The sequence below is a fragment of the Bacillus sp. WP8 genome, from assembly GCF_000800825.1.
Taxonomy (GTDB): Bacteria; Bacillota; Bacilli; order Bacillales; family Bacillaceae; genus Bacillus; species Bacillus safensis.
In genome coordinates this window covers 3672647-3698076 of sequence record NZ_CP010075.1, presented here as the reverse complement: position 1 = coordinate 3698076, position 25430 = coordinate 3672647, and the positions used below count along the sequence as shown (strand labels likewise).

Sequence of the window (25430 nt, the reverse complement as noted above, 5' to 3'; positions counted from 1 at the left end):
TACAGGATGGTCTTTTTTATATTCTCCCAGTGATATTTTGAATAGGTGTAAAAAGAGACCGGCTTTTTTCTCTCGTCCAATCCATTTGGTCAATGTGAGATAGACTTTCAGAAAGTGTATTGGCCATAGACATGACAAGATGAAGACGTGTGTTTTGGAGAACGAAGTATTCCATGAAACCACTCACATTGACGATTCCATTAATATGAATATCTCCTACCTCTGGCAGTTCTTTTTGCACACCAGCTCCAGGCTTTAACGGGCCATCTCCAATTTGGAAGGAACCGACACTTTTCACTCTTCCTAAACAGGCATCAACCGCTACAATAAACGGGTGTTTATGAGCTTGTTCAATTTCAGCGAGTTTTTCTTTTAAATTGACTGCATGCACTGGATCAGAGAGTGTTCCATATACATGAAGCTTTTTCAAATCTAGACCTGAAAGCTTTGTACCAACAAGTGGACCTAGAGAGTCGCCAGTTGAGCGGTCTGTTCCAATACAAACGATGGCAACGGGTCTTTTTCCTGCTTTCTGAAGATGCGAGAATAAAATACTTTTAAGCTGTTGAATGGCATTTGTATCCGTATGGGACACGTATTCTTTCACCCTATTTCTAAAAAAAAGACCGTTCTTGCTATTCATAGGTCTCACTTCCTTGTCATAGTAGTTAGTAACAGTATACGGAAACAAGCTTAATTCTATACCTATGAGGTGATGATTGTGTGGAAGGCTGGTTCAAGGTGGACGCTTTTAATTTTAGGAAGCTTAATAGGAGCGGGATATGCTTCCGGCCAGGAAATTTGGCAGTTTTTTGGCATTGATAGCGGACTAGCCATTCTACTGTTTACATTGATGTTTATGCTGTCTACCTATGTGGTGTTAAAAATCAGTTATGAGGTGCGTGCCGATCACTTTGTGCCAGTGCTGGAGCGGCTTGTCGGTCCATGGCTGGCTAAGGTGTATGACGTGTTAATTGTCCTTTATTTATTCACGACAACGACGGTCATGATTGCCGGCGGCGGGGTGACTCTTGAGATGTATCATGTGCCTTTTTGGATTGGCATCGGCGCGTTCTGTTTGTTTTCGTTTATGATTTTTTTCTGGGATGTGAAAGGGCTTTTATCTGTGAATGCTTTCATTATACCAATTTTGGTGGCAGGGCTCATCTATGCGTTTGTTTTTTATTATATGAACCATGATCATATGTGGCGGATTGATTTTGGACAGCAGTACAATTGGCCTGCCAGCATTGTCTTTGCTTCTTTGAATATATTATCCGTTGTGGCAGTGCTGTCTTCGGTTGGGAAAGAAATGAAGGGGCTTGGGGAAGCCAAAGTGGCGAGTATATTAAGCGGTCTCATTTTTGGTGTCATCTCGTATGTGTATAACGAAATACTGGTTGATATTTCTGGAAGCCTTTCAGCAGAGGGAATTCCTTTGTTTACAGTATTAGAAGGGGCGCCGGCGTCTTTGTTTGTGTTTATGACGGTTGTCCTTTGTCTAGCCATTTATACGACGACGGCAGCAGGTTTATTTGGATTATCCAGCCGGATGCTTTCTTTTGTACGAATGCCCCGCTGGCTGGTTGTATTGGTAATGCTTCTTTTGATGGCACCTTTAACATCTCTTGGATTTGCTGATTTGATTGCTTTCTTGTATCCAATTTATAGTTTGTTGAATCTTTATTTGCTCGTCTGTTTAATGCTGTATCCGATTTTAAGTAAAAAGATATTTTCTCGCCCTAAAAATTATATTGATAAAATAAAATAAGCACCTCTCTTTTTAAGAGCTGTGCTTATTTGATCTGAATTGAATCAATAGCTTCTTTGATGTCATCGTAGACAGGCATTTGTTTAAGACGCTGGAGGCGATCCTCTAATTCAGAAATGGCCTGTCCCTTTAAATGCTGGGAAATGTGTTGTTTGACAATGGTCGTCTGGTTTATCATGTCTTCTGTTTTAGCCAACTGATACTCCAAGTGCACGCGTGTATTTGCTAATTCGTCGTGCAGCCGCATTTTGAGCAGCCGTTTTAAATCCTTACGCTGTCCTTCTCTGCGCATGGCCTGAATGGCGGCAATTTCTTCAGGAGACTGTGTTTGTGTGTGTGGTGCCGATTGATTTTCAAATACAGACATGGAGCGGCGGGCACTCACATTTTGCAAGAAACGCTGGGCGTCACTAGGAGGTTTATTTTGATTGATCATGCGATGACTCCTTTCTTAATGAATACCCATTTGCACCGCAAGGCGTCTATCTGCCTTGCCGTAGTCATCACCCATTGTGTACATATGTCTTGAAAGGGTAGAAAGCTCTTGTTCGTAATCTCTCAGGGTGTACAAGGCATTCAGTTGTTTTTCGTGTGAATAAAAGGAGGAATGGGTCTGTTCCATTCTCACTTCCTCTACGAGTGCTTCCACATCACTATGACTTAATAAATCATAGTGGCCAAAGCCGACGAGTCCTTTGAGCTCTTGTTTTACATGATGAACGGCGTCTTTTACGCTTTCATCAATTCCATCGATTTTTTCAAATACAGTGTGTACTTCATGTTCAATAATACTTTGCAGATCATAGGATGAATTTTTCAGTAAATGGGATTTTATGATAATTTCAAGCCCGCTTTGTGCATATGCACGTCCAGAATGAATTTCTTGCAGCAGCATGGCTGTAAAACTTGTATTATGATCAAGCTGTTCATCTAAAATACGGGCAGATCCATTCGGATGGAATGAATATCCATTTGCTTTAAATTCTCCTGAAACGAGAGCTAAAAAAGCATTTGTATCAAAGGATTCGTTCCATTCTATATTCATAGATGCAAAGGCTGATTTTAAAAAGGTGTCTATTTCTCTTTTTTTGTATTTAACGGATTCTTGGACTGAGCCTTGCTGCTTTGGCGGTACGGTGTACTTGACTTGTCCAACCCCTTGATCATGACGATTGAGTAAACCGACGTAATGACTAGGCTGAATATATTCAGTCAACATGTGTGTATATTGACCTTGCTGCGCCTTTTGCTGAATCGAAGGCGATAGACTGCTCCATATATTTGGGCTGTCAAAAGTGACGGCTTTTTTGACAGCTGGCTGTTCTGTTGCAACATAAGCACAAACAGCACCGGCAAGTGCTTGTCCAGTGAGATGGATACCTGCATTCGGATGCGTCTGACAGACTTTCTCTATGTATTCCTTCCCTTTAAAAAAGACATGTTCTTGATTACTGTCAAGGGACTTTCTTTCAATTGGATAGGCATAATCTGTTTTGAGCAATGACTGTGCAGCGTTGTGTACATCTTGCTTAGATGTCACCGTCATTTGATGTGGCAGCGGACAGTGAAAAGCGACGATGAATTCGTCTGATTGTTCCGGCTGCATCGTTAAACCATATAATTTTTGATCGATTTTTAGAAAATCGTGGACAGTGAGTGTTTGCTGACCTATTTCTATCGTATGGTGCTGCTGGTAATTGTCGATATTTCCAGCATGATCGGATATGATTTTATATTCTTTATCAGTTAATCTATCCTTTCGATTGACCATCGTACCTGCTCCCTCACATAACATTTATGCAGATATCATAAATCAAAAAATATGGAAAAACCACTGCGTTCTACCAATAAAAACCTTTTGACCTACAGTGTTTGTGACAATATTGAAAAAAAGCGGAGTTTAAGTAACTATTGGTCACAAATAAAATGATCTAAAAGAAGGGTTTTTTCTTTAAAAAAGAATAGGATGAACGATTGAAAGAGACTCTTTGTTTTGTGCATTGCCCTCCATCGCCGTTTTTTTGTACAATAGATGCAATGAAGTGAGCAAGAGAGGTGAAGGCTGATGGCAGACAAAGCATTTGGGTTACATGATGTTGTTGAAATGAAAAAGCCCCATCCATGTGGTGCCAATCGGTGGAAGGTCATTCGTTTGGGCATGGATATCCGTATTAAATGTGAAGGCTGCGGACACAGCGTGATGATCCCAAGAAGAGATTTTGAACGAAAAATGAAGAAAATTCTCGTCAAGCATGAGGAGCCAACTGCTTAAGTAGGCCTCATGCTTTTTTTATTAAATTTGTCTTTTCTACAGCAAAGCCAGGTGCAATTTCCCGTTTTGAAGCATTGATTTATTCTTTTTGACGATGTTTCTTCTATTGAAAATGCATGATGGTTAGCTTGTCTTTTCATGTAAACCTACTTATAATTGCTCTAGGTTCATATTACGCAGTATAACGAGCACGTTTGATATAGAGGAGATGAAAGAATGGCTTTAACAGCTGGTATTGTTGGCTTACCTAACGTCGGGAAGTCAACGCTATTTAATGCAATTACACAGGCTGGAGCGGAGTCTGCTAACTATCCGTTTTGTACCATTGATCCAAACGTCGGAATTGTAGAAGTTCCAGACGAGCGTTTACAAAAGCTAACAGAATTGGTGCAGCCGAAAAAGACAGTACCCACTGCTTTCGAATTCACTGATATTGCGGGTATTGTCAAAGGTGCATCTAAAGGTGAAGGTTTAGGGAATAAATTCCTTTCTCATATTCGTCAAGTAGATGCGATTTGTCACGTGGTCAGAGCTTTTGCAGACGATAACATTACACACGTAGCTGGTAAGGTTGATCCTGTTGCAGATATTGAAACAATTAATCTCGAATTGATTTTGGCTGATTTAGAAACAGTTGAAAAGCGTTTAGCTCGTGTGAGCAAGCTTGCAAAACAAAAGGACAAGGAAGCAGTAGCTGAATTTGAGATTTTGTCGAAGCTAATGACCGCGTTTGAAGCTGGGAAATCGGCAAGATCTGTAGAATTTACAGATGAGCAGCAAAAGCTTGTGAAACAGCTTCATTTACTCACATCTAAACCAGTTCTTTATGTAGCAAACGTGAGTGAGGATGAAGTAGCAGATCATGACGGCAACGAATATGTGCAGCAAATCCGTGAGTTTGCTGCTGGTGAAAACGCTGAAGTCATCGTCGTTTGTGCGAAGATCGAGTCTGAAATTGCAGAGCTTGAAGGAGAAGAGAAGCAAATGTTCCTTGAAGAGCTTGGTATTAATGAGTCAGGGCTTGATCAGCTAATTAGAGCATCTTATTCTCTTCTAGGATTAGCTACGTATTTTACAGCAGGTGAGCAAGAGGTACGTGCTTGGACATTTAAAAAAGGAATGAAAGCGCCAGAATGTGCTGGAATCATCCACACAGACTTCGAGCGTGGATTTATTCGTGCTGAAACGGTTGCGTATGAGGATTTACTAGCTGGCGGAAGCATGTCTGCTGCTAAAGAAGCAGGAAAAGTTCGTCTAGAAGGTAAAGAATATGTAGTGAAAGATGGAGACGTCATTCATTTCCGTTTTAACGTATAGGTTCTTGTCATAGGCCAAGTGATTTGTTATAATATACAATTGTGAGTAATATAATTTATTGCTCCTTGCCCGTTTAGGGCCGCTTAGACCAAAAGGAGGTGCAATCAGATGAGAAAGTACGAAGTTATGTACATCATCCGCCCAACAGTTGACGATGAGGCTAAAAAAGCAGTTATCGAGCGTTTCAATAACGTGTTAACTTCTAACGGTGCGGAGATCACTGGAACAAAGGATTGGGGTAAACGTCGTCTTGCATACGAAATCAACGATTTCCGTGACGGTTTCTACCAAATCGTAAACGTTCAATCTGACGCTGCAGCAGTTCAAGAATTTGACCGCTTAGCTAAGATCAGTGACGATATCATTCGCCACATTGTTGTTAAAGAAGAAGTATAAATCATTGAAATATATATTTAAAGGTGGTCTTTCAATATGCTAAACCGTGTTGTATTGGTCGGAAGACTAACAAAAGACCCTGAGCTTCGCTACACGCCTAATGGTGCGGCTGTAGCCACGTTTACTCTAGCTGTGAATCGTACGTTTACGAATCAATCTGGAGAGCGTGAAGCCGATTTCATTAACTGTGTTACTTGGAGAAGACAAGCCGAGAACGTGGCTAATTTCTTGAAAAAAGGAAGTCTTGCCGGTGTAGACGGTCGTTTGCAGACAAGAAACTATGAAAATCAGCAAGGACAGCGTGTCTTCGTGACAGAAGTTCAAGCTGAAAGTGTTCAATTTCTTGAGCCTAAGAGCGGCGGTGCTGGTTCAGGTGGATACAGCGGCGGTGGCAATAGCGGAGGCCAGTATTATGGCGGCAGCCAAAACGATCAGAATCCATTTGGAAATGAACCAAGTCAAAATCCATATGGCAATCAAAACAACCAAAATCGTAATCAGGGAAATAGCTTCAATGATGACCCATTTGCGAACGATGGTAAACCGATTGACATCTCCGATGATGATTTGCCATTCTAATTGATCTGAAAAAATGACTAAAGGAAAGGTGTGAAAACAAATGGCAGGTGGACGCAGAGGCGGTCGTGCGAAACGTCGTAAAGTATGTTTCTTTACTTCTAACGGTATCACGCACATCGATTACAAAGATGTTGATCTTCTTAGAAAGTTTGTTTCTGAGCGTGGTAAAATTTTACCTCGTCGTGTAACAGGAACTAGCGCTAAGTATCAACGTAAATTGACATTAGCGATCAAAAGATCACGTCAAATGGCATTACTTCCATACGTTACTGGTGAGTAAGTCGTTGACTTAAAAAGCGGAGAGCCCCGAGCTCTTCGCTTTTTTTTATTTGTCTCACTAAGAACCTCATCTATTTTTGCTAGAACTGTTTTTGGCAGTCAACCGAGGGGAAGTATGTAAAAGTGACAGTTTATTCTATACAAATATGAGGTTGATCTGTCATATTGGTAGTCTAGAAAATAATTGCAGTCAGGGCGTGGGAAGATGATTGAATTTAAAAAGGTATCGATGCAATTTTCTGATGAGCGCTATGCCGTTCAATCTGTTGATTTGGAGATTCAGCAAGGTGAGTTTTTTGTATTGATTGGACCTAGTGGCAGCGGGAAAACGACGACATTGAAAATGATCAATCGTCTCATTTCTTCAACAGAAGGTGAGATTTACATAAAAGGTCAAAAAATAAGTGATTATGATATGTATGAGCTGCGCTGGGATATCGGTTATGTTTTGCAGCAAATTGCGCTTTTTCCTCATATGACCATAGAAGAAAATATTGCTGTGGTGCCAGAGCTTAAACAATGGAGCCGGAATGAGACCAATCAGCGTGTCGATGAACTCATGTTGATGGTCGGGCTTGATCCTGCTATGTATCGTCATCGAAAGCCAGCAGAGCTTTCTGGTGGCCAGCAGCAGCGTGTCGGTGTGGCACGGGCACTTGCAGCTGATCCTGAGATTGTCCTGATGGATGAGCCTTTTAGTGCGTTAGATCCACTAACGAGGGAGAAATTGCAGGATGATCTGCTCGATTTGCAGCGTCGTATTCAAAAAACCATTGTTTTTGTGACGCATGATATGCAGGAAGCTATGAAGCTGGGTGATCGAATTTGTGTGATGAATGAAGGAAAAGTAGTGCAGATCGGACGTCCTGAGGAATTGGTTCAGCAACCAGCCAATGCCTTTGTACAGGAGTTTGTCTCAGGTGCTGCCCATCATGTAGGACATCAAGCATTTGAGCTGGAAACCTTGGCGCAACCGATGGCTCACGAAGCTCTTTTATCCTATGAGGCGGTCTCAGCACATGCCACACTGGATGAAGTCTTATCTCAATTGGCAAGGCACGAGGAATTGGCTGTAGAAAAGAATGGAGATCGGATAGGTCTAGTGAACCGTCAAGCAGTGATTCAGTTTTTAGCTGATTCTCCTAGAGAGAGGGGCGATTCACATGAATGATTGGACCCATGTGTTATGGGAACGAAAAGAACAATTGGGACACGCCTTACTTGAGCATATTCAAATTTCTTTTATTGCTTTATTTTTAGCGATTTTGATTGCCATTCCATTAGGTATCTATTTAACAAGGGTTCCAAAGCTAGCGGAGTGGGTCATCGGGGTGACGGCTGTCTTGCAAACAATTCCGTCGCTCGCACTGCTTGGCTTGCTGATTCCTCTCGTGGGGATTGGGCAAGTGCCTGCCATTATTGCGCTTGTGGTCTATGCCTTACTCCCTATTTTAAGAAATACATATACAGGCATTCAGGAGGTTGATCCTTCCCTGAGAGAAGCGGCGCTTGCTATGGGGATGAATCATCGCAAACGGTTATTAAAGGTGGAGCTCCCTCTTGCGATGCCAGTGATCATGGCGGGTATCCGAACCGGGATGGTTCTCATTGTGGGAACCGCCACTCTGGCAGCACTGATCGGTGCTGGGGGATTAGGAAGCTTAATCCTGCTGGGAATTGATCGAAATGATATGTCGCTCATTGTCATTGGCGCGATACCAGCTGCCTTACTCGCACTCTTATTTGATATGGTGCTGCGAACCTTTGAGAAAATTTCCTTTAAAAAGACGGTGATCTCTGTGACTGTTTTTGCTCTGATTGCAGGAGCAGTTGTCGCTTCCCCCGTGCTGTTTCAGCAAGAAAAGAAAGAAATCACCATTGGCGGAAAGTTAGGTTCAGAGCCTGAGATTTTGATCTCGATGTATAAGCTTTTAATTGAACAGGATACAGATATTCAAGTGAACCTGAAGCCCGGTCTTGGTAAGACGTCCTTTGTTTTCCAGGCTTTACGCTCTGGTGATATTGACATTTATCCTGAGTTTACGGGTACAGCGATTTCTGAATTCCTCAAGGAAACAGCAAAAAGCACAGATAAAGTAAAAGTGTATGAGCAAGCTCGGCGCGGATTGGAATCATCCTTTCAGCTCCGCCTTCTTGAGCCCATGGCATACAACAATACGTATGCTTTAGCCGTGCCGCAGTCACTGGCTGATCAATATAAGGTGTCCAACATTTCAGATCTAGGTAAGATCAAAAACCGTATAAAAGCTGGATTCACCTTAGAGTTTTCTGATCGTCAGGATGGGTATCGAGGCATTCAAAAAGCCTATCAATTTTCTTTTGATGATGTCGTGACGATGGAGCCAAAGCTTCGTTATCGAGCAATTCGGAAAGGAGATATCAATTTGGTCGATGCGTATTCGACAGATAGTGAATTGAGACAATACAAATTAAAGGTGCTTGATGATGATCAGCATGTTTTCCCGCCATATCAAGGAGCACCGCTGCTCAGGCAGGAGACATTAACTGAATTCCCTGAGATTGAGACCTCCCTCAATAAGCTTGCGGGTCAAATCACAGACGATGAGATGAGAGAAATGAATTATGAAGTCAATGTGAAGGGGAAGGATGCATTTCAGGTAGCGAAAGTTTATTTAAAAAAGAAAAAATTGCTGCAATAATCAAGGAAAAGCAGGGCTGTTTATGGCAAAGCAGCTCTGCTTTTTTAAAAGAAAAAACAAAAATCATTGACATTTACTTAAAAACATCATATCCTTAATTCGAGATAAATATATTTTTTTGATTTAATATCTCGAATTCGAGATAATATAAAGACGTCAGTAAAGACATAATGAATAGAGGTTTATTACTTCATGATTAGGAGGTCATTAGAAGTGAAAAAAACAGAAGGAATTCACCATATTACAGCTATTGTGGGTCATCCTCAGGAGAACGTTGATTTTTATGCAGGTGTTTTAGGGCTTCGTCTCGTGAAGAAGACCGTGAATTTTGATGATCCGGGCACATATCATTTATATTTTGGAAATGAAGGCGGCTCTCCAGGGACCATTATTACATTTTTCCCTTGGCCGGGAGCACAAAAAGGTCAAATTGGTGCAGGTCAAGTGGGCGTGACGACATATGTCGTACCGACAGGCGCTTTCTCTTTCTGGAAGGATCGTCTTGAGCAGTTTAATGTTTCTTATGAAATGGTTGAACGTTTTGGTGAAGCTTTTCTCTCATTTGAAGATCCACACGGCTTATTGATTGAGCTAGTAGAGCGTGCGGAAGGAAAGCAAAACGAGTGGACATTTAACGGTGTCACACCAGATGTAGCGATTAAAGGTTTTGGCGGAGCTGTTTTATTAACTTCGCAGCCGGAACAAACGATGCAGCTGCTAGAGCAAACGATGGGACTTGAAAGAGTCGGAGCAGAAGGAGACTATGTGAGATTCCGTTCGTTTGGCGAAATAGGCAATGTCATTGATGTGAACATCACACCTGTTCCACGAGGACGTATGGGTGTTGGAGTTGTGCACCATATTGCATGGAGAGCAACAGATGATCAAGACCAATTAGATTGGCAAAGGCATATTGCACAAAGTGGGTATCAAGTGACACCTGTGCAAGACCGAAATTACTTCAATGCCATTTATTTTAGAGAACTTGGGGGCATATTATTTGAGATTGCCACTGATCCTCCAGGGTTTGCACATGACGAATCAGTGGAAACAATGGGTGAAGCATTGAAACTGCCACCGCAATATGAGGCGCAGCGCAGTCAGATTGAACAAATTGTACTGCCAATTGAAGTGAGAGAAGTTAAAGGGAAAGGAGATTCATGATGAAGCATCTTTTTCGAAAAGGAAAGAATGAACAAAGACCTGTTCTGCTATTACTGCATGGAACTGGCGGGACGGAAGAAGATTTATTGCCGCTTGCACAGATAGTAGATCCTGACGCATCTGTTCTTAGTGTGAGAGGGAATGTATTAGAAAACGGCATGCCGCGGTTTTTCAGACGTTTGGCAGAGGGCGTATTTGATGAGCAGGATTTGATTGCTCGTACAGAGGAGCTGTATACATTTATCGGAGAAGCAGCCGATGAATATGGGTTTGATCGTCACAATGTGGTGGCTATCGGATATTCCAATGGGGCAAACATTGCTGGAAGCTTGTTATTCCATTATGGGGATGCTTTAAAAGGAGCCATCCTGCATCACCCAATGGTTCCAAGACGCGGGGTTTCATTGCCTTCATTAGCGGGGAAACAAGTCTTTATAGCAGCTGGTGAAAATGACCCAATGTGCCGTCCAGAGGAATCGCAGGAGCTGGAGCAATTGCTGCAGGGTGCAGGCGCATCGGTTACACTTCATTGGGAAAATCGCGGACATCAGTTAACGAGAGAAGAAGTCGATGCTGCGGCTTTATGGTATCGTCGTCAATTTTAAATAAGGTGGGGAATACAGGTGGGATTTTTACAGAAGCTTTTTGGGCAAAACAAACAAAAGGAGATGGATCAAATGGAAAACGTAAAATTAGCGATTATTTATTATAGTTCAACAGGTACAAACTATCAGATGGCGAAATGGGCTGAAGCTGGAGCAAAAGAAGCTGGCGCAGAAGTTAAAGTATTAAAGGTTGCTGAATTGGCACCAGAAGCAGTTGTAGCTTCAAATCCAGCATGGAAAGCACATTTAGACGAAACAAAGGATGTGCCAGAGGTTCAATTAAGTGATTTAGAGTGGGCAGATGCCATCATCTTTAGCATGCCGACACGTTTCGGTAACCTGCCAGCTCAAATGAAGCAGTTCTTAGATACGACAGGCGGCTTGTGGTTCCAAGGTAAATTGGCAAACAAAGCAGTCAGTGCGATGACTTCAGCTCAAAATGCAAATGGCGGACAGGAGCAGACGGTTCTCAGCCTTTATACGACAATGTTCCACTGGGGAGCAATTATTGCCGCTCCTGGATACACAGATGATTCCTTATACGGTGCAGGGGGCAACCCTTACGGTGTGAGTGTGACCGTTGACCAAAATGGAAAAATCCAAGAGGATGCAGAAGCAGCTGTGAAACATCAGGCAAAACGTACAGTGAATGTGGCAGAATGGATCAAAAAAGGTCAAAACGCTTAATAGATGTATACAAAAAGAATGCAGCCTCGCCGCTGCATTCTTTTTTTCATTAATAAGGATCTGATGGTGTGCTGTTGTTGATGGCTTCGTCCACGGCTTGAGCAGCGCCTGTAGAGCCGATAGGTCCGCTTGGCTGCTCTTGTTTAAAGGCTTTTAAACCGTCAGCGACACGCTTTCCGTAATCAGGGTCTGCTTTTGTAAAGTTTTCGATCATTTGGTCTTGAATGTCCTTTTGACATGTCGCAAGGGTGTTGACTAAGTTCTTAATCAGTTCCTCTCGCTCCCAATCATTAAAACGGCGATACGTTTCTCCCGCTTGTCCGAAGTTGTTTGGGCGGTCAATGGCTTCTCGTTTGACTTCACCCTCTACAAAAGGCGTATGATCCTTTCCATCCTGTTTGGCTTCTTTTAATCCCCCGAGGATCGATGGTTCATAATTCACATGGGGATTTTGCCCTTTGCCTTGATCGACATGGTATTCCATTTGGCCGTCTCTCTGATTGGTGGCGACTTGCTTTTTCGGTGCATTGATCGGCAGCTGTAAATAGTTTGGTCCTACACGATATCGCTGCGTGTCAGAGTAGGAGAAGGTACGGCCTTGAAGCAATTTATCATCTGAGAAATCCAAACCATCTACGAGTACACCAGTCCCAAAGGCAACCTGCTCGACTTCTGCGAAATAGTTTTCTGGATTTTTGTTTAATACCATCCGTCCGATTGGTTTCCATGGATAGTCATCCTTGTACCAAAGCTTTGTCGGATCAAGCGGGTCAAAGTCGAGGTGAGGGTGGGCATCATCTTCCATGATCTGTGCATATACCTCCCATTCAGGATAATCTCCTTGCTCAATGGCTTCATATAAATCCTGTGTGGCATGGTTAAAATTTTCTCCCTGAATCGCTTGCGCCTGTTCTTGGGTCAGATTGCGAATGCCTTGTTTCGGTTCAAAATGATATTTAACCAGCACCGCTTTTCCTTCATGATTCACCCATTTGTACGCATGGACACCTGAGCCTTGCATATGCCGGTATGTTGCTGGGATGCCCCACGGTGAAAAGAGAAATGTCACCATATGCGTCGCTTCAGGTGATTGTGAGACAAAATCAAAGATACGCTCGCCGTCCTGACGATTGGTGACGGGGTCTGGTTTAAAGGCATGAACCAAATCAGGGAATTTTAAAGCATCACGGATAAAGAAAATTTTCAGGTTGTTCCCCACGAGATCCCAGTTGCCTTCTTCTGTATAAAATTTAATTGCAAACCCTCTCGGATCGCGTAATGTTTCTGGCGAATGCCCGCCGTGAATCACAGAAGAAAAACGAACGAAAACAGGCGTTTTTTTTCCTTTCTCCTGAAACAATTTCGCTCTCGTATAGGTGGAGATCGGTTCATCGCCGAATGTTCCATAGGCTTCAAAATAACCGTGAGCTCCGGCACCACGTGCATGCACAACACGTTCAGGGATGCGTTCACGATCAAAATGACTGATTTTCTCTAGGAAATCGTAGTTTTCAAGTGTAGTGGGTCCTCTATTCCCAACAGTTCTCATATTTTGATTGTCTGTGACGGGATGACCTTGCCGATTCGTTAAGGTTTCTTCTGACTCTGAAGATGGTTTAGGCTGTTGATCTTCTTTCAATTCAAATCCCTCCTTCAATATCTCCTTAACAATATGGTCATGCTGCTCCCTATTTCATACAAGGATTGATATAATGATTGAAAACTTTCATGAGGAGAGAGCCTGATGATTCGATTACACTGCCTTCACGCCCATCCGTCCAATCAGTCATATATAGAAGATGTTTTTGGTGATACAGATGTTGATTTGCATCACACAGTCGATTCATCATTTATAGAACGCGCCACTCAAGATCCCTCGTTTGATCAACACAAGCAGCAAACGTATGCTATCAACAGATTAAAGCAAGAAAGTGAAGCCGATCTCATTCTGCTCACGTGTACACAATACATTGCTGCTCTAGGTGATCAGCAGCACCTTTTTAAACAACCGATTGTTCCGATCGATGAACCGTTATTTGAGCTGATTTGTGAGAAAAAAGGGCCTCTTCAGCTTGTGTTTTCCAACCCAAATACAGTGGAGGGAACGATGCAGCGGCTTGAATCATATGCAACAGAGCGGGGCAAACAGGTTGAAGTAGAAATGGTAGTAATGGAGGATGTTTTTCATCTTTGCCTAAACGGTGATATGCAAGCCTATGATGAACAAATCAAGGAGCAGCTGAGAAAATGTATGAAGCAAAAAGGCAGAGATATTTGTGTGATGCAGCTTTCGATGGTTCATGCGGCACAGCAGATGGAGCGCGAGACAGGCGTTCCTATCATTCATCCGCTTTCTCCACTAAAACAGTTTGTCCATCAAACACTATCCGTCTGGAAAGAGTGAACCCATCAGGTTCGCTCTTTTTGTATAGGAATGCAAATGCGATGACATGTTAAAAAAATAACCGAGCGCAAACTATTTTTAAAAGGCGCGCGTCTATCCAATGTAAGAAATAACAGATGCGCATTTAAGATAAAGGAGCTCTTTGTAAAATGAAGAAACGAAAAATAGACGATCAATTTGCGGATTACGTCATGGAGCATAAACACAGTTTTTATCGGTTGTCCTATAGTTATGTCAAAAACCCGGAAGATGCTATGGATGTTGTTCAGGAGGCTATTCATAAAGCACTTAAATCTGTTCATCGATTAGAGGATACGAGCAAGATGCATAGCTGGTTTTATAAAATCGTGGTGAACGCTGCCCTAGACTTTTTACGAAAGAAGAAGCGGGTGCAGGTGACAGATGATGATACGCTTGAATTCTTATCACAGGGCGAATCAGATGTATACGAGGATCAAGACGTCAAACGGGCTATAGAAGATTTGCCTGAGATGTATCGAGTCATCATTATTTTGAGATTCTTTGAAGATCTAAAATTAGAGGACATCGCCCAGATTCTCGATGAAAATGAAAACACCATTAAAACAAGATTATATAAGGCGCTGCGGCTTTTAAAAGTAGAATTATCACAGGAGGAAATATAAATGGATAAGTATTTGGAACATTTAAAAGATGAATATTTAGAAATCCCTATACCACCGGAATATGATGCGATGATTGAACGAACGTTAAAAAGAAAAAACAAAAAACCTCATTTTCAGCAATGGACCATCGGACTTGTTGCAGCGGCTGCTCTTTTTGTCACAACTGTTAATGTTAGTCCACAGGCAGCAAGAGCGATTTCAGAAGTACCTATCATTGGCGAGCTGGTGAAAGTCGTGACGTTTACAGAATTTAAAAAGAGCGATCAAGGAACGAATATTGATCTCAAAACACCACACGTTTCAGGACTTGGGGACGGAACATTACAAGACAGCCTGAATCAAAAATATTTAGCTGAAAACAAAAAGCTGTATCAAGATTTTGAAAAGGAAACAAAGGGTTATAAAAATGGTCATTTGAGTGTAGAGAGCGGATATGAAGTAAAAACAAACAATGACCAAGTTCTTTCACTAGGTCGATACAAGGTGACGACTCAGGCTTCTGCGGCAGAGGAAATGACATATGATACGGTGGATAAGAAAAATCATGTCCTCATTACATTGCCAAGTCTGTTTAAAGATAACCGGTATATAGATGTGATTAGTGAAAATATTAAAGAGCAGATGAAGAAACAGATGAAAGAGGATTCAAACAAAATATATTGGATTGGCAAGCAAGATATGGCGGATCCATTTAAGAAAATTAAGCCGGATCAAAATTTCTATATCAATTCAAAAGGCAAACTGGTGATTTCCTTTAATGAATATGATGTGGCACCTGGTTACATGGGCGTAGTTGAATTCACGATTCCAACAAGTGTGTTAAAGGATATTCTCGTGAGTGATACGTACATTCATTAAAAAGAAGACAGACAAAAAAGACTGCTGAATGATTCAGCAGTCTTGTCTTGTTTTATTAAGAAAGTGCGTCTGTTAATGCAGGTACGACTTGTTTCTTTCTTGATACAACACCTTTTAGTAAAGCTGTGTTGTTTTCAAGCGTGACGTTAAATGCTTTTTCTACTTTTGCTGCTTCTGCACCGAGTGCAAGAGCAAGGGAGTCATTTTCTAAAATGTCTGTGATGACTAAAACAAATAGATCAAGACCTTTTGCTGCAATGACTTCATTGATTTTCGCTTCAATGTCAGCCTGTCTTGCTGTCACTTCAGCGATATCTACTGTATTGACTTGCGCAATTTCCACTTTGCTTTTGCCTAGTGCGAATTCTTTTGCATCAAGTGTAATTAATTCTTGAACCGTTTTTTGGCTTAGATCAGCGCCGGCTTTCAGCATGTCTAGGCCATAAACTTCTGGATCTACCCCTGCGATTTTTGCAAGCTCATGCGCAGCATCAATATCTTGCTGTGTGCATGTTGGGGATTTGAATAGTAAGGAATCAGAAATGATCGCAGATAAAAGCAAACCAGCGATTTCCTTTTCAATCGTCACTTGGTTTTCTTTATACATTTTGTTTAAGATCGTTGCTGTACAGCCTACAGGCTCAGCACGATAGTAAAGAGGTTCACTTGTTTCAAAGTTGGCAATACGGTGATGGTCAATGACCTCAGTTACTTGTACTTGATCAATGTCGCTTACACTTTGCTGGAATTCGTTATGATCGACAAGAATGACTTGCTTTGTTTCATTTGCAGCCGTTTCAATGAAACGAGGTGCTTCTTGTTTAAAGAAATCTAATGCGTATTGTGTTTCTCCATTGATTTCTCCAAGTCTGACGGCTTCTGCCTGAGCGCCGATTTTGTTTTTCAGATCAGCGTAAGCAATAGCAGAACAAATCGTGTCTGTGTCAGGATTTTTGTGTCCGAATACGAGTGTTTTTCCCATGTGAATTCTCCTTCTTACTTTTATTGATGATGTTTCTATTCTAACAGCTTTTGACCTTGAATTCAGGGTTTATAGCTAAGAATTATCTTAAAAATTGTAACATGCTGTTTGAAAACTTGCATGTACGATTCCATATCGGTGTTCCACGTGAAACGCTCCCAGAATAGCCTGCATTTTACTTGAGATTTGCCGCTATGGTAAAATAAAGGTTGGGGCAAGACATGATGGAGCTGACATCATACGTATACATAGAAGTACACATTGAGCAAGATATAGACAAAAGGATTGGATAGAGGTGAAGGTGTGAAACAAACAAAAGCGTTAGTAGAGGGCGCAATCATGATGAGTATTTTCTCGGTCATGATGCTGTTTTATTTGTATGTGCCGCTATTATCCATTATTTTCTTTCTAGCTGCTCCGATTCCGATCATCCTCTATACAATCAGACACGGCTTGAAAAAAGGAATTGCTGCTGGCGCTATTGGCATAGTGATCAGCTTTTTAATTGGGTCTATGGCTGGACTCATGAGTGCACCTATTCTGATTGCTGTCGGATTAGGCATGGGTGCTTTCTACAGCAGAAGGCAGCCTGGGAATGCCATCATAACAGGTGCGCTGATTTATTTATTCAGTTTTCTCATCTCCTTTGTTGTCAGTGTTCAGCTCTTTCAAATCGATATCATGAATATGGCGAAAGAGTCGATTGAGCAAATGATGCCGATGGTAGAGAGTGTTTTAAAGCAATCCGGGGCTTCTGAAAAGGACATAGCCAAACAGCTCAAACAGTTTAAAGAGATGCAGGATATGGCATTGAGTGCTTTACCTGTAGCGCTTTTGATCGCTGTTACTTTGATGGCTTTTGTGAATCATTGGTTCGTTCGGCCTTTGCTCAAACGGTTTGTTTCAGACATGCCGGTTTTGAAGAAATTTAAGGATATGCGGCTGCCAAAAAGCATGGTATGGTATTATTTACTCACATTGCTTTTGATGCTGATTCAGACGGAAAAAGGCAGCTTTTTATGGCTCGTTCAAACGAGTGCGTTTCAAATTTTATTTATACTGGTGCTTATTCAGGGATTTTCTTTTCTCTTCTATTATTGCCACGAAAAAAACATCTCAAAAGCGGTACCCATTTTCGCTGTCGTGTTAACGGTTTTCTTTCCACCGATCGGTGTGATTGTACGAATTATAGGGATTGCTGACATAGGCTTTGATTTAAGAGAAAAAGTAAAAAACAAATAATTCACTCTGAATGTTGAGGAGTTGATATCAGTGCCAAGCTTCTATAGAAAACCTGTCATCAAGTATCCGATCATCGCGTTAATTGTCCTTGCGGTGGTCACAGTCCTCCTCAACCTTTATTTTAATTGGATCATAGGAGCGGTTGGTCTTTTCGTCCTTGCAGGTGTGCTCTACTTCTTAAAGTGGGCAGATACGCAAGTGCAGAAAGAGATTGATTCATATATTTCAACATTATCCTATCGAGTCAAAAAGGTTGGAGAAGAAGCATTAATGGAGATGCCAATTGGTATTATGCTGTTTAATGACCAGTATTATATCGAATGGACGAATCCATTTCTCGCTTCATGCTTTCATGAAAGCACACTTGTCGGCAGATCCTTGTACGATACATTCGAGTCCATTGTGCCTCTTATTAAACAAGAGGTCGAGACCGAAAATGTAACGCTGAATGACCGGAAATTCAAAGTCATTATTAAACGATCAGAGCGCCTTTTATATTTCTTTGATGTCACGGAACAGGTGCAGATTGAACGACAGTACGAAAATGAACGAACGGTTTTATCTTATATCTTTTTAGACAACTACGACGATGTCACGCAGGGCCTTGATGATCAAGTGCGCAGCGCGATTAATAGTGAAGTGACGTCTCTGCTCAACAATTGGGCACAAGAATACGGAATTTTCCTGAAGAGAATTTCGTCTGAACGATTTATGGCGGTCCTAAATGAGAGCATTTTAGCTGAGCTTGAGGCGTCGAAATTCTCCATTTTAGACGAGGTCCGTGAGAAAACAGGGGCACATAGTGCGACGCTTACTTTGAGTATCGGGATTGGTGCGTCCGTTCCTTCTTTGAAAGAGCTTGGAGCACTAGCACAGTCGAGTCTTGACCTTGCCCTCGGACGAGGCGGGGATCAGGTCGCCATTAAACAGCCGAATGGAAAAGTGAAGTTCTACGGTGGAAAAACGAACCCAATGGAGAAACGGACACGCGTACGCGCACGGGTCATTTCTCATGCTTTAAAAGAAATTGTATCTGAAAGCGGTAATGTCATGATCATGGGTCATAAGTTCCCAGACATGGACTCAATCGGTGCATCCATCGGGATTTTAAAGGTCGCTCAGGCCAATGGAAAAGAAGGCTATATTGTCATTGATGCCAACCAGATTGGCGACAGTGTTCAACGCTTAATTAGTGAAATTAAAAATTATGAAGAGCTTTGGTCACGTTTTATCACGCCAGAGGAAGCAATGGAGCTTGCAAAGGATGACACATTGCTTGTCGTCGTGGATACACATAAACCGTCTCTCGTCATGGAGGAACGGCTGCTGAATAAGATTGAAAACGTCGTGGTCATTGACCATCATAGACGAGGCGAGGAATTTATCCGTGATCCTTTACTTGTTTATATGGAGCCGTATGCTTCATCTACAGCAGAGCTTGTGACAGAACTCTTAGAGTATCAGCCGAAGAAATTGCGGATTAACATGATTGAGGCGACTGCGCTTCTTGCTGGGATCATCGTGGATACGAAGAGTTTCTCTCTGAGAACGGGGTCAAGAACGTTCGATGCAGCATCTTACCTTCGTGCAAAGGGAGCAGATCCTGTCCTTGTGCAAAAGTTTTTAAAAGAAACAGTCGATCATTACATCAAACGGGCAAAACTCATTCAGCATACAGAACTGTATCAAAATCAGGTGGCTATTGCTTCATTACCGTCTGACAGGTCGGAGTATTATGATCAAATTACGATTGCCCAGACGGCTGATTCCTTGTTGTCAATGAGTGAGGTAGAAGCGTCATTTGCTGTCGCTAGACGAGATGACGATACGGTATGCATTAGTGCCAGATCATTAGGGGATATCAACGTTCAAATTATTATGGAAGCACTAGACGGCGGCGGTCATTTGACTAACGCTGCTACCCAGATTTATGGTATAACCATTGAAGAAGCGGTAGGGAAGTTAAAGGCTGCCATAGACGAATATTTCGAAGGAGGGGTTCAAAGATGAAAGTCATCTTTCTAAAAGACGTAAAAGGCAAAGGGAAAAAAGGCGAAGTCAAGAATGTAGCTGACGGATACGCTCACAACTTTCTCATCAAACAAGGGTTAGCTGTTGAAGCAACTCCAACGAACCTAAGTGCATTGGAAGGGCAGAAAAACAAAGAGAAAAAGAATGCCATCCAAGAGCTTGAACAAGCAAAACAATTAAAAGAAACACTTGAGGCGTTAACAGTGGAACTCACTGCAAAATCAGGTGAAGGCGGCCGTTTGTTTGGCTCCATTACAAGCAAACAAATCGCTGATAAATTGCAAAAAGATCATCAAATTAAACTCGATAAGCGCAAAATCGAGCTGAATGATGCCATCCGTGCATTAGGCTACACAAATGTACCGGTAAAGCTTCATCCAGAGGTACAAGCAACGTTAAAGGTACATGTGACAGAGCAGGCATAAGCAGAAAAGAACCCGTCTCACGAGGAGGCGGGTTCTTTTTTATGAAGGATCTGAAATATAGACGCTGCGTCCGGCACGCATACCGGATAAAAACATGAAAAATAGGATGATGATAAAGATGATAATTGCTGGTGTCCATGTATGTGTGAAATCAAAAAGGATACCGATCATGAATGGACCAACAGCAGCTAATAAATAACCGAGTGACTGCGCCATTCCAGAGAGGGCAGCTGCTTGTTCCATATGTCTTGTCCGCAATCCAATGAAGGTGAGAGCTAGACTGATACTAGCACCTTGTCCAATGCCGATCAATAGGACAGAGATGACAAGAATAGGTGTCGATCCTCCGAGAAGAAGTCCAATCATGCCGAGTAAATACACAAGGACAAGGCCGGCGACAAGCGGTCTTTGCGTTTTTAATTTTTCTGCAAGAACGGGCGTTAAGAAGGTGGATGGCAGACCAGCGAACTGCATAATGGACAGCATCCAGCCAGCTGTTGATAGGTTCATTCCATGTGATGTTAAGATATCAGGAAACCAAGCGATGCTGCTATAGAAAAGGAATGATTGCAAGCCCATAAAAAAGGTCACTTGCCATGCGACACGTGAGCGCCATATTGGCTGCTCTGTAAGAGAAATGGTTTTGACGGCCGCTGTATTCTGATGAAGAAGCTGCGGCGCCCAAACCATCATGGCGAGAAGGGCAAGTCCAGCCCATACAAGGAATGATGTATTCCAGCCGCCAGGCATCGTATGACTAAGCGGAACACTGACACCTGATGCAAGTGCAGCGAAGACGGACATTGAAGTCGTGTATACACTTGTCATCAAACCTGCATGTGCAGGAAATTTATGCTTCACAAGCCCCGGTAAGAGCACATTACAAATCGCAATTCCGACGCCGACTAGCGCCGTTCCAATCATTAAGAAGGTGATGGTGCCAAACGAGCGAATCACAATCCCAAACAGAAGGACAGCAAGTCCAAGCCAGAGGGTTCGTTCATTGCCAAGGCGTTTTCCGATTTTAGGTGCAATTGGAGAAAGCAATGCGAATGAAAGCAGTGGTAATGTCGTAAGAAAACCTGCCAGTCCATTTGAAAGCTGTAAATCGGAACGAATCGCGCCGATAACAGGGCCAACGGACGTAATGGCAGGCCGCAGATTAAATGCAATGAGCAAAATCCCAGCAATCAGCAGGATGGTTTGTCCTGTACTGCGAGGATGTAATGTTGATTTTTCTAGTTGTTGTTCCATGAATGTAAACTCCTTTATGTCTTTAAGAAGAACGATCTTTCTTCTGTTCAAGCTCCGCTAATTTAGCTAATAAGATATGCTGCGGCATATGCATAATTTGTTCTAACGGTACATTGAGTGATGCAGCAAGCTTTTGTGCGGTATCGGCTGAGATTTGTAAAGGTCTCATGCGCAAATCCCTCCCTTTCAATCTATACGTTCCAATATATCATATCGGATGTGCCATGCTGATAAAAAATTAGCATTCTCTTTTATAAAACCACATTAGAGCCGATAAGAAATTTTTTTGAAATTGTTTCAGATGATGGCCCTCTCCTTGTTCGATGTGATAGTGCAGCTGCCATTCCTGCATCCCTTTCTGTAATAAAAGATCATGCAGTTGTTTGGTGAATAACGGCATGTGCTGTTGAACCGATGTTTTGCCTTTCCCTTCTTCACTGCCTACAGACAAATAGACAAGGTGATCCACACACTGAATGCTTTGTTGTTTAGCAAACGGTAGAAAATCTTCATACCAAAATGACCCGGAGATCGATGCGATATTTTTAAAAAGATCAGGGTGCATGAATAAAGTATAAATAGCAAATAACCCGCCTAATGAAGCACCTACGTGGCTATGCTCATGACAGGTCTCTTGAACTGGATATTCGCTTTTGATATATGGGAGCAAGTCATTCGCTAAAAATGACACATACGTCTGTGCCTCGCCTTTAAAGTCAGGGAACCCAGATCGCAGTGATGACGCCTTCCATGGTGTATATTCGTCAAGACGATTGAAGGGATGTATGCCGACAATGATGATTGGCGAGATGGTATTGGTTTCGATCATTCTTTCGATTTCTAGCAGGTGTGTTCTAAACAAAGAAGAGCCATCTTGTACAAAGACAGCTGGAACATTAATAGAAGTGTCCGGTGGTAGGTAAATATCAAGCTGACGCCCGTTAAACTCGTCATATAGAAACATTCCGTTCATGTGTCATCTCTCCTCCAAGTTTTCAAGCTCCGCTGAAAAGAAGACAAAGGGCTAAAAATAAAGATCATTTTAGCCCTTTGTCATTCGTCACATCTTTTTTAGTTGTTTTGATCTAACCATTTGACGGCCTTATCAAGGAAGGTTGTTTTGCTTAGTGCTGTTCCTCCTTGAAGCATAGGATCAACGGCATTTTCATTGATGTGCCCATTTTTCACAGCTTTTAGGCTTGTCCAAATTTTATTTTTCTCTAAGTCCTTCAATGCGTTCGGATTCGATGAGTTTTCCTCTTTAGAGAACTGAACAAAAATATAGTCAGGATTGAGTTCTCCTAGGCGCTCCAATGAAATCAATGCTTGTGCTTTGGCTTTTTTGATATCACTTGGTGCTGTAAATCCTAAGTCGCCATATAAAGTAGAGTTGAAGTATACGTCTTCAGGGTACACGTATAGGTCGCCTTGTCTAATGCGTAAAATGACAGCTGTTTTGTTGCTGCTTTTGTCTTTCAAAGTTTCTTTTGCTTGTTTAAGATCTTTCTGATAATCAGAGATGATGTTTTTGGCTTCTTCACTTTTTCCAGTCAGTTCACCGAGTAATAAAAGATTGCTTTCCCAGTCGGAAGAGACATGTGATACTGGGATCGTGGTTTGGACTTTATCTAGTTTTTTAATTGTTGCAGGCGGGAACTTGGTTGATCCAAGTATCACATCTGGTTTTAGTTTTAGGATTTTTTCTAGGTTCGGTTCTGTTTTTTCCCCGATGCCTTCAGTTTTTGCTGTGATGTCTTTAAATAATTCAGGGAAAGTGCCGCCTACAGTAGAAGCACCAATAGGCTCGATACCAAGTAATTTTGCATCTTCCATTGATTCTAGGCTTCCAGCAATGACGATTCGTTTCACTGGTGTTTTGAGTTTGTACGTTTGTTCTAAGTATTTGATGTTTGTTTCAGCTGCTTCAGCTGACTTGCCTTTGGTTGTGTTTGAAGCAGGTTTATTTTCTGAAGCACCACAGGCTGCTGCGATGATCGTCATGATACAAAGGATAAGCAATGCGAACCATTTTTTCATTTGTTTTCTCCTTTAACTGATAATTGTTCTCAATTAAAGATTGTAGTAGTCTTTCGTCCTTTTATCCATAGACAATGATCTGTCAAATGATGGACTTTTTACGGAAAAAAAGATAAAAGGTCCTGAATGACTCGTTGATGACTGGCTGCTGTGTATTCACGCCAAGGGTCAGACGTAAGTGGATAGACTGCTTGCTGCGTAACAGCTTTGAGATTTTGCCAAGCCTCCTGCTGCTTTAATTTTTGATAAAAAGCAATGGTTTTTGGTTCCTTATGCAGGAAAAGGAAGATGGTATCTGGATCTAGCTGTTGTATAGATCGAATGCTGATTTCTTTTTCTATTAGCTGGCCGTCATTCTGAAAAGCTGGCTGAAGACCAATGTCTTGAAAAATCACTTCTGACATGGTGCGATTCACAGACAAATAGAGCTGATCTTGAAAGATACGAAGAGGCAGGACGGTTTTTGGTGGATGATCAAAAAGGCATGCCTTTTTCGCTTGAATGACGAGTTCCTCGTAATGAATCAGCCATTCTTCTGCTTCCTTCGCTTCGTTTAGGAACATAGCTGTTTGTCTGAATTGAGTGCGCCAATCCAATTGTGTGAATGGAACAAAGTGAACAGGACAGATGGTTTTTAACACTTGTTTTTCTTCCTCTGTCACATGATCATTGGCAATGATCAGCTCAGGCTTTGTTTCCTTTAATAGCTGTAAATTGGCTTCAGCGTGCTCGTTGATCCGATGTGCACTCAGGTGAATCGGAATTTCTTCTGCATAATGCTCAAAATCATGTGCTGTCCATTTAGGGTGAAGAGGGGCAGCATATGGGATGATATGAATGGGTGTGAGCTGGCCGAGTATGGAATGGCCATAGGCTGCAATTTTCCGCTGCCGGCTTTTCATATAAGTAGAAGGGGTCATTCCCGTTTTTTTCTTAAAGATGCGGCTGAAGTAATACGGATCTTGATAGCCGATTTCAAGTGCAATGTCTTTGAGCTTTGCGTTGCCCTTTGCCATTAATTGTTTCGCTCTAGCCATCCTTTTCTTGGTGATATAATCAGTGACACTCACATCAAAATGCTTTTTAAATAGCTCACTGTAATGATTAGAGCTGATGCCAGCCATATGAGATAGACTTGTCAGGCTGAGAGGTTCTTCGGAATGTTGATCGATATATTGTTTTGTTTTGAAAAGGGCATGTGCCGTGTCACAAATATCTTCTTTATGCAGTGTGAAAAGCTGCATAATGAGCTGCTGAAAAAGAGTTTGGCTTCTAAAAAAGCTAATGGATTCAGGTCTTTGCCATTCCTCTGTCATATCGGACAGTAAAGAATGAATTTGTTCAATCGAACTAATATCGATAAATTGCCATTTATTCAGTAAAGAACGGGCATGTTCCGTTGATACTTCTCCTATGTTTTGATCTTGCAGCGTGTAGAGCTGAAAGCGAAACAGATAGAGCTCGTGTTTTTGATAAGGCTCTGTTTTCAACATAAATGTTTCCCCAGGCATGATCGTATAGAGTGTCAGATGTTTCAATCGCCATTTTTGATCGTTCAATGTGAGTAAACCGCTGCCGCTTATGCTGAAGAGGAGGCAGAATGTATCTGATAGCTGCTGCTCTGTATGTGGAAGCTCTGCATTATTTATTTTTTCAGTATATGTTAATCGATAGATGAATTGTTCGGCATTTGCCAATGTACGTAATTGATTGTTGTTTCCCATAAAACCACCTGATCTCTTATTGATTGATAAAAATTCTCAATTAAATTGTAGCAGAAAGAGCTGAAAGATGGTGATGTT

27 protein-coding genes are annotated in these 25430 nt (G+C 41.9%); 17 read left to right on the top strand and 10 right to left on the bottom strand.

Translation table 11 applies throughout. The features are described 5' to 3' along the window. Positions 1–16 precede the first annotated feature (16 nt). The gene (yyaC, locus tag QR42_RS18640) at positions 17–643 is read right to left on the bottom strand and encodes a spore protease YyaC (RefSeq protein WP_024424063.1); all 627 of its coding nucleotides are present in this window, start codon (positions 641–643) and stop codon (positions 17–19) included. Between the two features lie 72 nt (positions 644–715). Between yyaC and QR42_RS18635 the strand changes: the two genes are divergently transcribed. Continuing rightward, entirely contained in the window at positions 716–1771 is a 1056-nt protein-coding gene (locus QR42_RS18635; RefSeq protein WP_080967203.1) for a YkvI family membrane protein, read from the top strand. 25 nt (positions 1772–1796) lie between these two features. Here QR42_RS18635 and QR42_RS18630 read toward each other — a convergent pair whose 3' ends face one another. Both QR42_RS18630 and QR42_RS18625 read right to left on the bottom strand, forming a co-directional pair. Beyond that, positions 1797–2207, bottom strand: coding sequence for a hypothetical protein (locus QR42_RS18630; protein ID WP_039182926.1), 411 nt, complete (start codon positions 2205–2207; stop codon positions 1797–1799). A gap of 15 nt (positions 2208–2222) precedes the next feature. After that, positions 2223–3542 (bottom strand): hypothetical protein, encoded by a 1320-nt coding sequence (locus QR42_RS18625; protein WP_039182925.1) that lies wholly within the window; start codon positions 3540–3542, stop codon positions 2223–2225. Between the two features lie 294 nt (positions 3543–3836). Here QR42_RS18625 and QR42_RS18620 point away from each other — a divergent pair, with 294 nt between their 5' ends. From QR42_RS18620 to wrbA, 10 genes are all read left to right on the top strand, one after another. Beyond that, a complete protein-coding gene (locus QR42_RS18620) occupies positions 3837–4043 on the top strand; it encodes a DUF951 domain-containing protein (RefSeq protein WP_008347561.1) in 207 nt (68 codons plus the stop codon). Positions 4044–4259: 216 nt separating this feature from the next. Then, positions 4260–5360: a redox-regulated ATPase YchF gene (ychF, locus tag QR42_RS18615; RefSeq protein WP_039182923.1), complete on the top strand. Its 1101-nt coding sequence runs from the start codon at positions 4260–4262 to the stop codon at positions 5358–5360. Between the two features lie 108 nt (positions 5361–5468). After that, positions 5469–5756: a 30S ribosomal protein S6 gene (gene rpsF / locus QR42_RS18610; protein WP_024424058.1), complete on the top strand. Its 288-nt coding sequence runs from the start codon at positions 5469–5471 to the stop codon at positions 5754–5756. Positions 5757–5792: 36 nt separating this feature from the next. Next, on the top strand, positions 5793–6335 hold the full coding sequence (ssbA, locus tag QR42_RS18605; RefSeq protein ID WP_007497456.1) for a single-stranded DNA-binding protein SsbA: 543 nt from the start codon (positions 5793–5795) through the stop codon (positions 6333–6335). Between the two features lie 40 nt (positions 6336–6375). Then, positions 6376–6615: a 30S ribosomal protein S18 gene (gene rpsR, locus QR42_RS18600; RefSeq protein ID WP_008359105.1), complete on the top strand. Its 240-nt coding sequence runs from the start codon at positions 6376–6378 to the stop codon at positions 6613–6615. A 204-nt stretch (positions 6616–6819) separates the two neighbouring features. After that, on the top strand, positions 6820–7785 hold the full coding sequence (locus tag QR42_RS18595; RefSeq protein ID WP_039182918.1) for an ABC transporter ATP-binding protein: 966 nt from the start codon (positions 6820–6822) through the stop codon (positions 7783–7785). Further along, a complete protein-coding gene (opuFB, locus tag QR42_RS18590; protein WP_039182915.1) occupies positions 7778–9295 on the top strand; it encodes an osmoprotectant update ABC transporter permease/substrate-binding subunit OpuFB in 1518 nt (505 codons plus the stop codon). Before QR42_RS18595 ends, opuFB begins: the two co-directional genes overlap by 8 nt. A 192-nt stretch (positions 9296–9487) precedes the next feature. Continuing rightward, positions 9488–10459: a ring-cleaving dioxygenase gene (locus QR42_RS18585; protein WP_039182911.1), complete on the top strand. Its 972-nt coding sequence runs from the start codon at positions 9488–9490 to the stop codon at positions 10457–10459. After that, positions 10456–11064, top strand: coding sequence for an alpha/beta hydrolase (locus tag QR42_RS18580; RefSeq protein WP_039182909.1), 609 nt, complete (start codon positions 10456–10458; stop codon positions 11062–11064). The genes QR42_RS18585 and QR42_RS18580 overlap by 4 nt, the downstream gene beginning before the upstream one ends. 72 nt (positions 11065–11136) lie before the next feature. After that, positions 11137–11751 carry an NAD(P)H:quinone oxidoreductase gene (wrbA, locus tag QR42_RS18575; RefSeq protein WP_034283654.1) on the top strand — a complete coding sequence of 205 codons (615 nt, stop codon included), beginning with the start codon at positions 11137–11139 and terminating at the stop codon, positions 11749–11751. Between the two features lie 49 nt (positions 11752–11800). Here wrbA and katX read toward each other — a convergent pair whose 3' ends face one another. After that, a complete protein-coding gene (gene katX / locus QR42_RS18570; protein ID WP_432803528.1) occupies positions 11801–13411 on the bottom strand; it encodes a catalase KatX in 1611 nt (536 codons plus the stop codon). Between the two features lie 84 nt (positions 13412–13495). On the opposite strand from katX, the gene QR42_RS18565 reads away from it, so the two are divergent. The 3 genes from QR42_RS18565 to QR42_RS18555 all read left to right on the top strand — a co-directional run bounded on the left by QR42_RS18565 (position 13496) and on the right by QR42_RS18555 (position 15657). Then, entirely contained in the window at positions 13496–14155 is a 660-nt protein-coding gene (locus tag QR42_RS18565) for an aspartate/glutamate racemase family protein (RefSeq protein WP_039182903.1), read from the top strand. Positions 14156–14304: 149 nt separating this feature from the next. Beyond that, positions 14305–14799, top strand: a complete 495-nt coding sequence (locus tag QR42_RS18560) for an RNA polymerase sigma factor SigV (RefSeq protein ID WP_039182900.1) — start codon at positions 14305–14307, stop codon at positions 14797–14799. Beyond that, positions 14800–15657, top strand: a complete 858-nt coding sequence (locus tag QR42_RS18555; RefSeq protein WP_039182897.1) for an anti-sigma-V factor RsiV — start codon at positions 14800–14802, stop codon at positions 15655–15657. A gap of 55 nt (positions 15658–15712) precedes the next feature. Here the strand turns inward: QR42_RS18555 and QR42_RS18550 are convergent, their stop codons facing one another. Beyond that, entirely contained in the window at positions 15713–16639 is a 927-nt protein-coding gene (locus QR42_RS18550) for a manganese-dependent inorganic pyrophosphatase (protein ID WP_039182895.1), read from the bottom strand. Positions 16640–16942: 303 nt separating this feature from the next. Here QR42_RS18550 and QR42_RS18545 point away from each other — a divergent pair, with 303 nt between their 5' ends. Genes QR42_RS18545 through rplI form a run of 3 tightly spaced genes read left to right on the top strand, consistent with a single transcriptional unit; the run spans position 16943 to position 20337 of the window. Further along, positions 16943–17881, top strand: a complete 939-nt coding sequence (locus tag QR42_RS18545) for a YybS family protein (RefSeq protein ID WP_039182893.1) — start codon at positions 16943–16945, stop codon at positions 17879–17881. A 30-nt stretch (positions 17882–17911) separates the two neighbouring features. After that, positions 17912–19891 carry a DHH family phosphoesterase gene (locus QR42_RS18540; RefSeq protein WP_039182890.1) on the top strand — a complete coding sequence of 660 codons (1980 nt, stop codon included), beginning with the start codon at positions 17912–17914 and terminating at the stop codon, positions 19889–19891. Then, a complete protein-coding gene (gene rplI / locus QR42_RS18535) occupies positions 19888–20337 on the top strand; it encodes a 50S ribosomal protein L9 (protein ID WP_008359128.1) in 450 nt (149 codons plus the stop codon). Before QR42_RS18540 ends, rplI begins: the two co-directional genes overlap by 4 nt. Positions 20338–20376: 39 nt before the next feature. On the opposite strand, the gene QR42_RS18530 is transcribed toward rplI, so the two are convergent. From QR42_RS18530 to QR42_RS18515, 5 genes are all read right to left on the bottom strand, one after another. Further along, on the bottom strand, positions 20377–21591 hold the full coding sequence (locus tag QR42_RS18530) for a CynX/NimT family MFS transporter (RefSeq protein WP_039182887.1): 1215 nt from the start codon (positions 21589–21591) through the stop codon (positions 20377–20379). A 22-nt stretch (positions 21592–21613) separates the two neighbouring features. After that, on the bottom strand, positions 21614–21760 hold the full coding sequence (locus QR42_RS19200; RefSeq protein WP_064498621.1) for a YycC family protein: 147 nt from the start codon (positions 21758–21760) through the stop codon (positions 21614–21616). A 69-nt stretch (positions 21761–21829) separates the two neighbouring features. Then, positions 21830–22564: an alpha/beta hydrolase gene (locus tag QR42_RS18525; protein WP_039182884.1), complete on the bottom strand. Its 735-nt coding sequence runs from the start codon at positions 22562–22564 to the stop codon at positions 21830–21832. Positions 22565–22662: 98 nt separating this feature from the next. Further along, entirely contained in the window at positions 22663–23628 is a 966-nt protein-coding gene (locus tag QR42_RS18520) for an iron-hydroxamate ABC transporter substrate-binding protein (RefSeq protein WP_039182881.1), read from the bottom strand. A 98-nt stretch (positions 23629–23726) separates the two neighbouring features. Beyond that, positions 23727–25352: an AraC family transcriptional regulator gene (locus QR42_RS18515; RefSeq protein WP_039182879.1), complete on the bottom strand. Its 1626-nt coding sequence runs from the start codon at positions 25350–25352 to the stop codon at positions 23727–23729. Between the last annotated feature and the right edge of the window lie 78 nt (positions 25353–25430).

What these genes read in the sequence shown, in the direction of transcription:
- yyaC (WP_024424063.1), bottom strand. Translation starts at nt 643, where the DNA reads ATGAATAGCAAGAACGGTCTTTTTTTTAGAAATAGGGTGAAAGAATAC.
- QR42_RS18635 (WP_080967203.1), top strand. Translation starts at nt 716, where the DNA reads ATGATTGTGTGGAAGGCTGGTTCAAGGTGGACGCTTTTAATTTTAGGA.
- QR42_RS18630 (WP_039182926.1), bottom strand. Translation starts at nt 2,207, where the DNA reads ATGATCAATCAAAATAAACCTCCTAGTGACGCCCAGCGTTTCTTGCAA.
- QR42_RS18625 (WP_039182925.1), bottom strand. Translation starts at nt 3,542, where the DNA reads ATGGTCAATCGAAAGGATAGATTAACTGATAAAGAATATAAAATCATA.
- QR42_RS18620 (WP_008347561.1), top strand. Translation starts at nt 3,837, where the DNA reads ATGGCAGACAAAGCATTTGGGTTACATGATGTTGTTGAAATGAAAAAG.
- ychF (WP_039182923.1), top strand. Translation starts at nt 4,260, where the DNA reads ATGGCTTTAACAGCTGGTATTGTTGGCTTACCTAACGTCGGGAAGTCA.
- rpsF (WP_024424058.1), top strand. Translation starts at nt 5,469, where the DNA reads ATGAGAAAGTACGAAGTTATGTACATCATCCGCCCAACAGTTGACGAT.
- ssbA (WP_007497456.1), top strand. Translation starts at nt 5,793, where the DNA reads ATGCTAAACCGTGTTGTATTGGTCGGAAGACTAACAAAAGACCCTGAG.
- rpsR (WP_008359105.1), top strand. Translation starts at nt 6,376, where the DNA reads ATGGCAGGTGGACGCAGAGGCGGTCGTGCGAAACGTCGTAAAGTATGT.
- QR42_RS18595 (WP_039182918.1), top strand. Translation starts at nt 6,820, where the DNA reads ATGATTGAATTTAAAAAGGTATCGATGCAATTTTCTGATGAGCGCTAT.
- opuFB (WP_039182915.1), top strand. Translation starts at nt 7,778, where the DNA reads ATGAATGATTGGACCCATGTGTTATGGGAACGAAAAGAACAATTGGGA.
- QR42_RS18585 (WP_039182911.1), top strand. Translation starts at nt 9,488, where the DNA reads ATGATTAGGAGGTCATTAGAAGTGAAAAAAACAGAAGGAATTCACCAT.
- QR42_RS18580 (WP_039182909.1), top strand. Translation starts at nt 10,456, where the DNA reads ATGATGAAGCATCTTTTTCGAAAAGGAAAGAATGAACAAAGACCTGTT.
- wrbA (WP_034283654.1), top strand. Translation starts at nt 11,137, where the DNA reads ATGGAAAACGTAAAATTAGCGATTATTTATTATAGTTCAACAGGTACA.
- QR42_RS18565 (WP_039182903.1), top strand. Translation starts at nt 13,496, where the DNA reads ATGATTCGATTACACTGCCTTCACGCCCATCCGTCCAATCAGTCATAT.
- QR42_RS18560 (WP_039182900.1), top strand. Translation starts at nt 14,305, where the DNA reads ATGAAGAAACGAAAAATAGACGATCAATTTGCGGATTACGTCATGGAG.
- QR42_RS18555 (WP_039182897.1), top strand. Translation starts at nt 14,800, where the DNA reads ATGGATAAGTATTTGGAACATTTAAAAGATGAATATTTAGAAATCCCT.
- QR42_RS18550 (WP_039182895.1), bottom strand. Translation starts at nt 16,639, where the DNA reads ATGGGAAAAACACTCGTATTCGGACACAAAAATCCTGACACAGACACG.
- rplI (WP_008359128.1), top strand. Translation starts at nt 19,888, where the DNA reads ATGAAAGTCATCTTTCTAAAAGACGTAAAAGGCAAAGGGAAAAAAGGC.
- QR42_RS18530 (WP_039182887.1), bottom strand. Translation starts at nt 21,591, where the DNA reads ATGGAACAACAACTAGAAAAATCAACATTACATCCTCGCAGTACAGGA.
- QR42_RS19200 (WP_064498621.1), bottom strand. Translation starts at nt 21,760, where the DNA reads ATGAGACCTTTACAAATCTCAGCCGATACCGCACAAAAGCTTGCTGCA.
- QR42_RS18525 (WP_039182884.1), bottom strand. Translation starts at nt 22,564, where the DNA reads ATGAACGGAATGTTTCTATATGACGAGTTTAACGGGCGTCAGCTTGAT.
- QR42_RS18520 (WP_039182881.1), bottom strand. Translation starts at nt 23,628, where the DNA reads ATGAAAAAATGGTTCGCATTGCTTATCCTTTGTATCATGACGATCATC.
- QR42_RS18515 (WP_039182879.1), bottom strand. Translation starts at nt 25,352, where the DNA reads ATGGGAAACAACAATCAATTACGTACATTGGCAAATGCCGAACAATTC.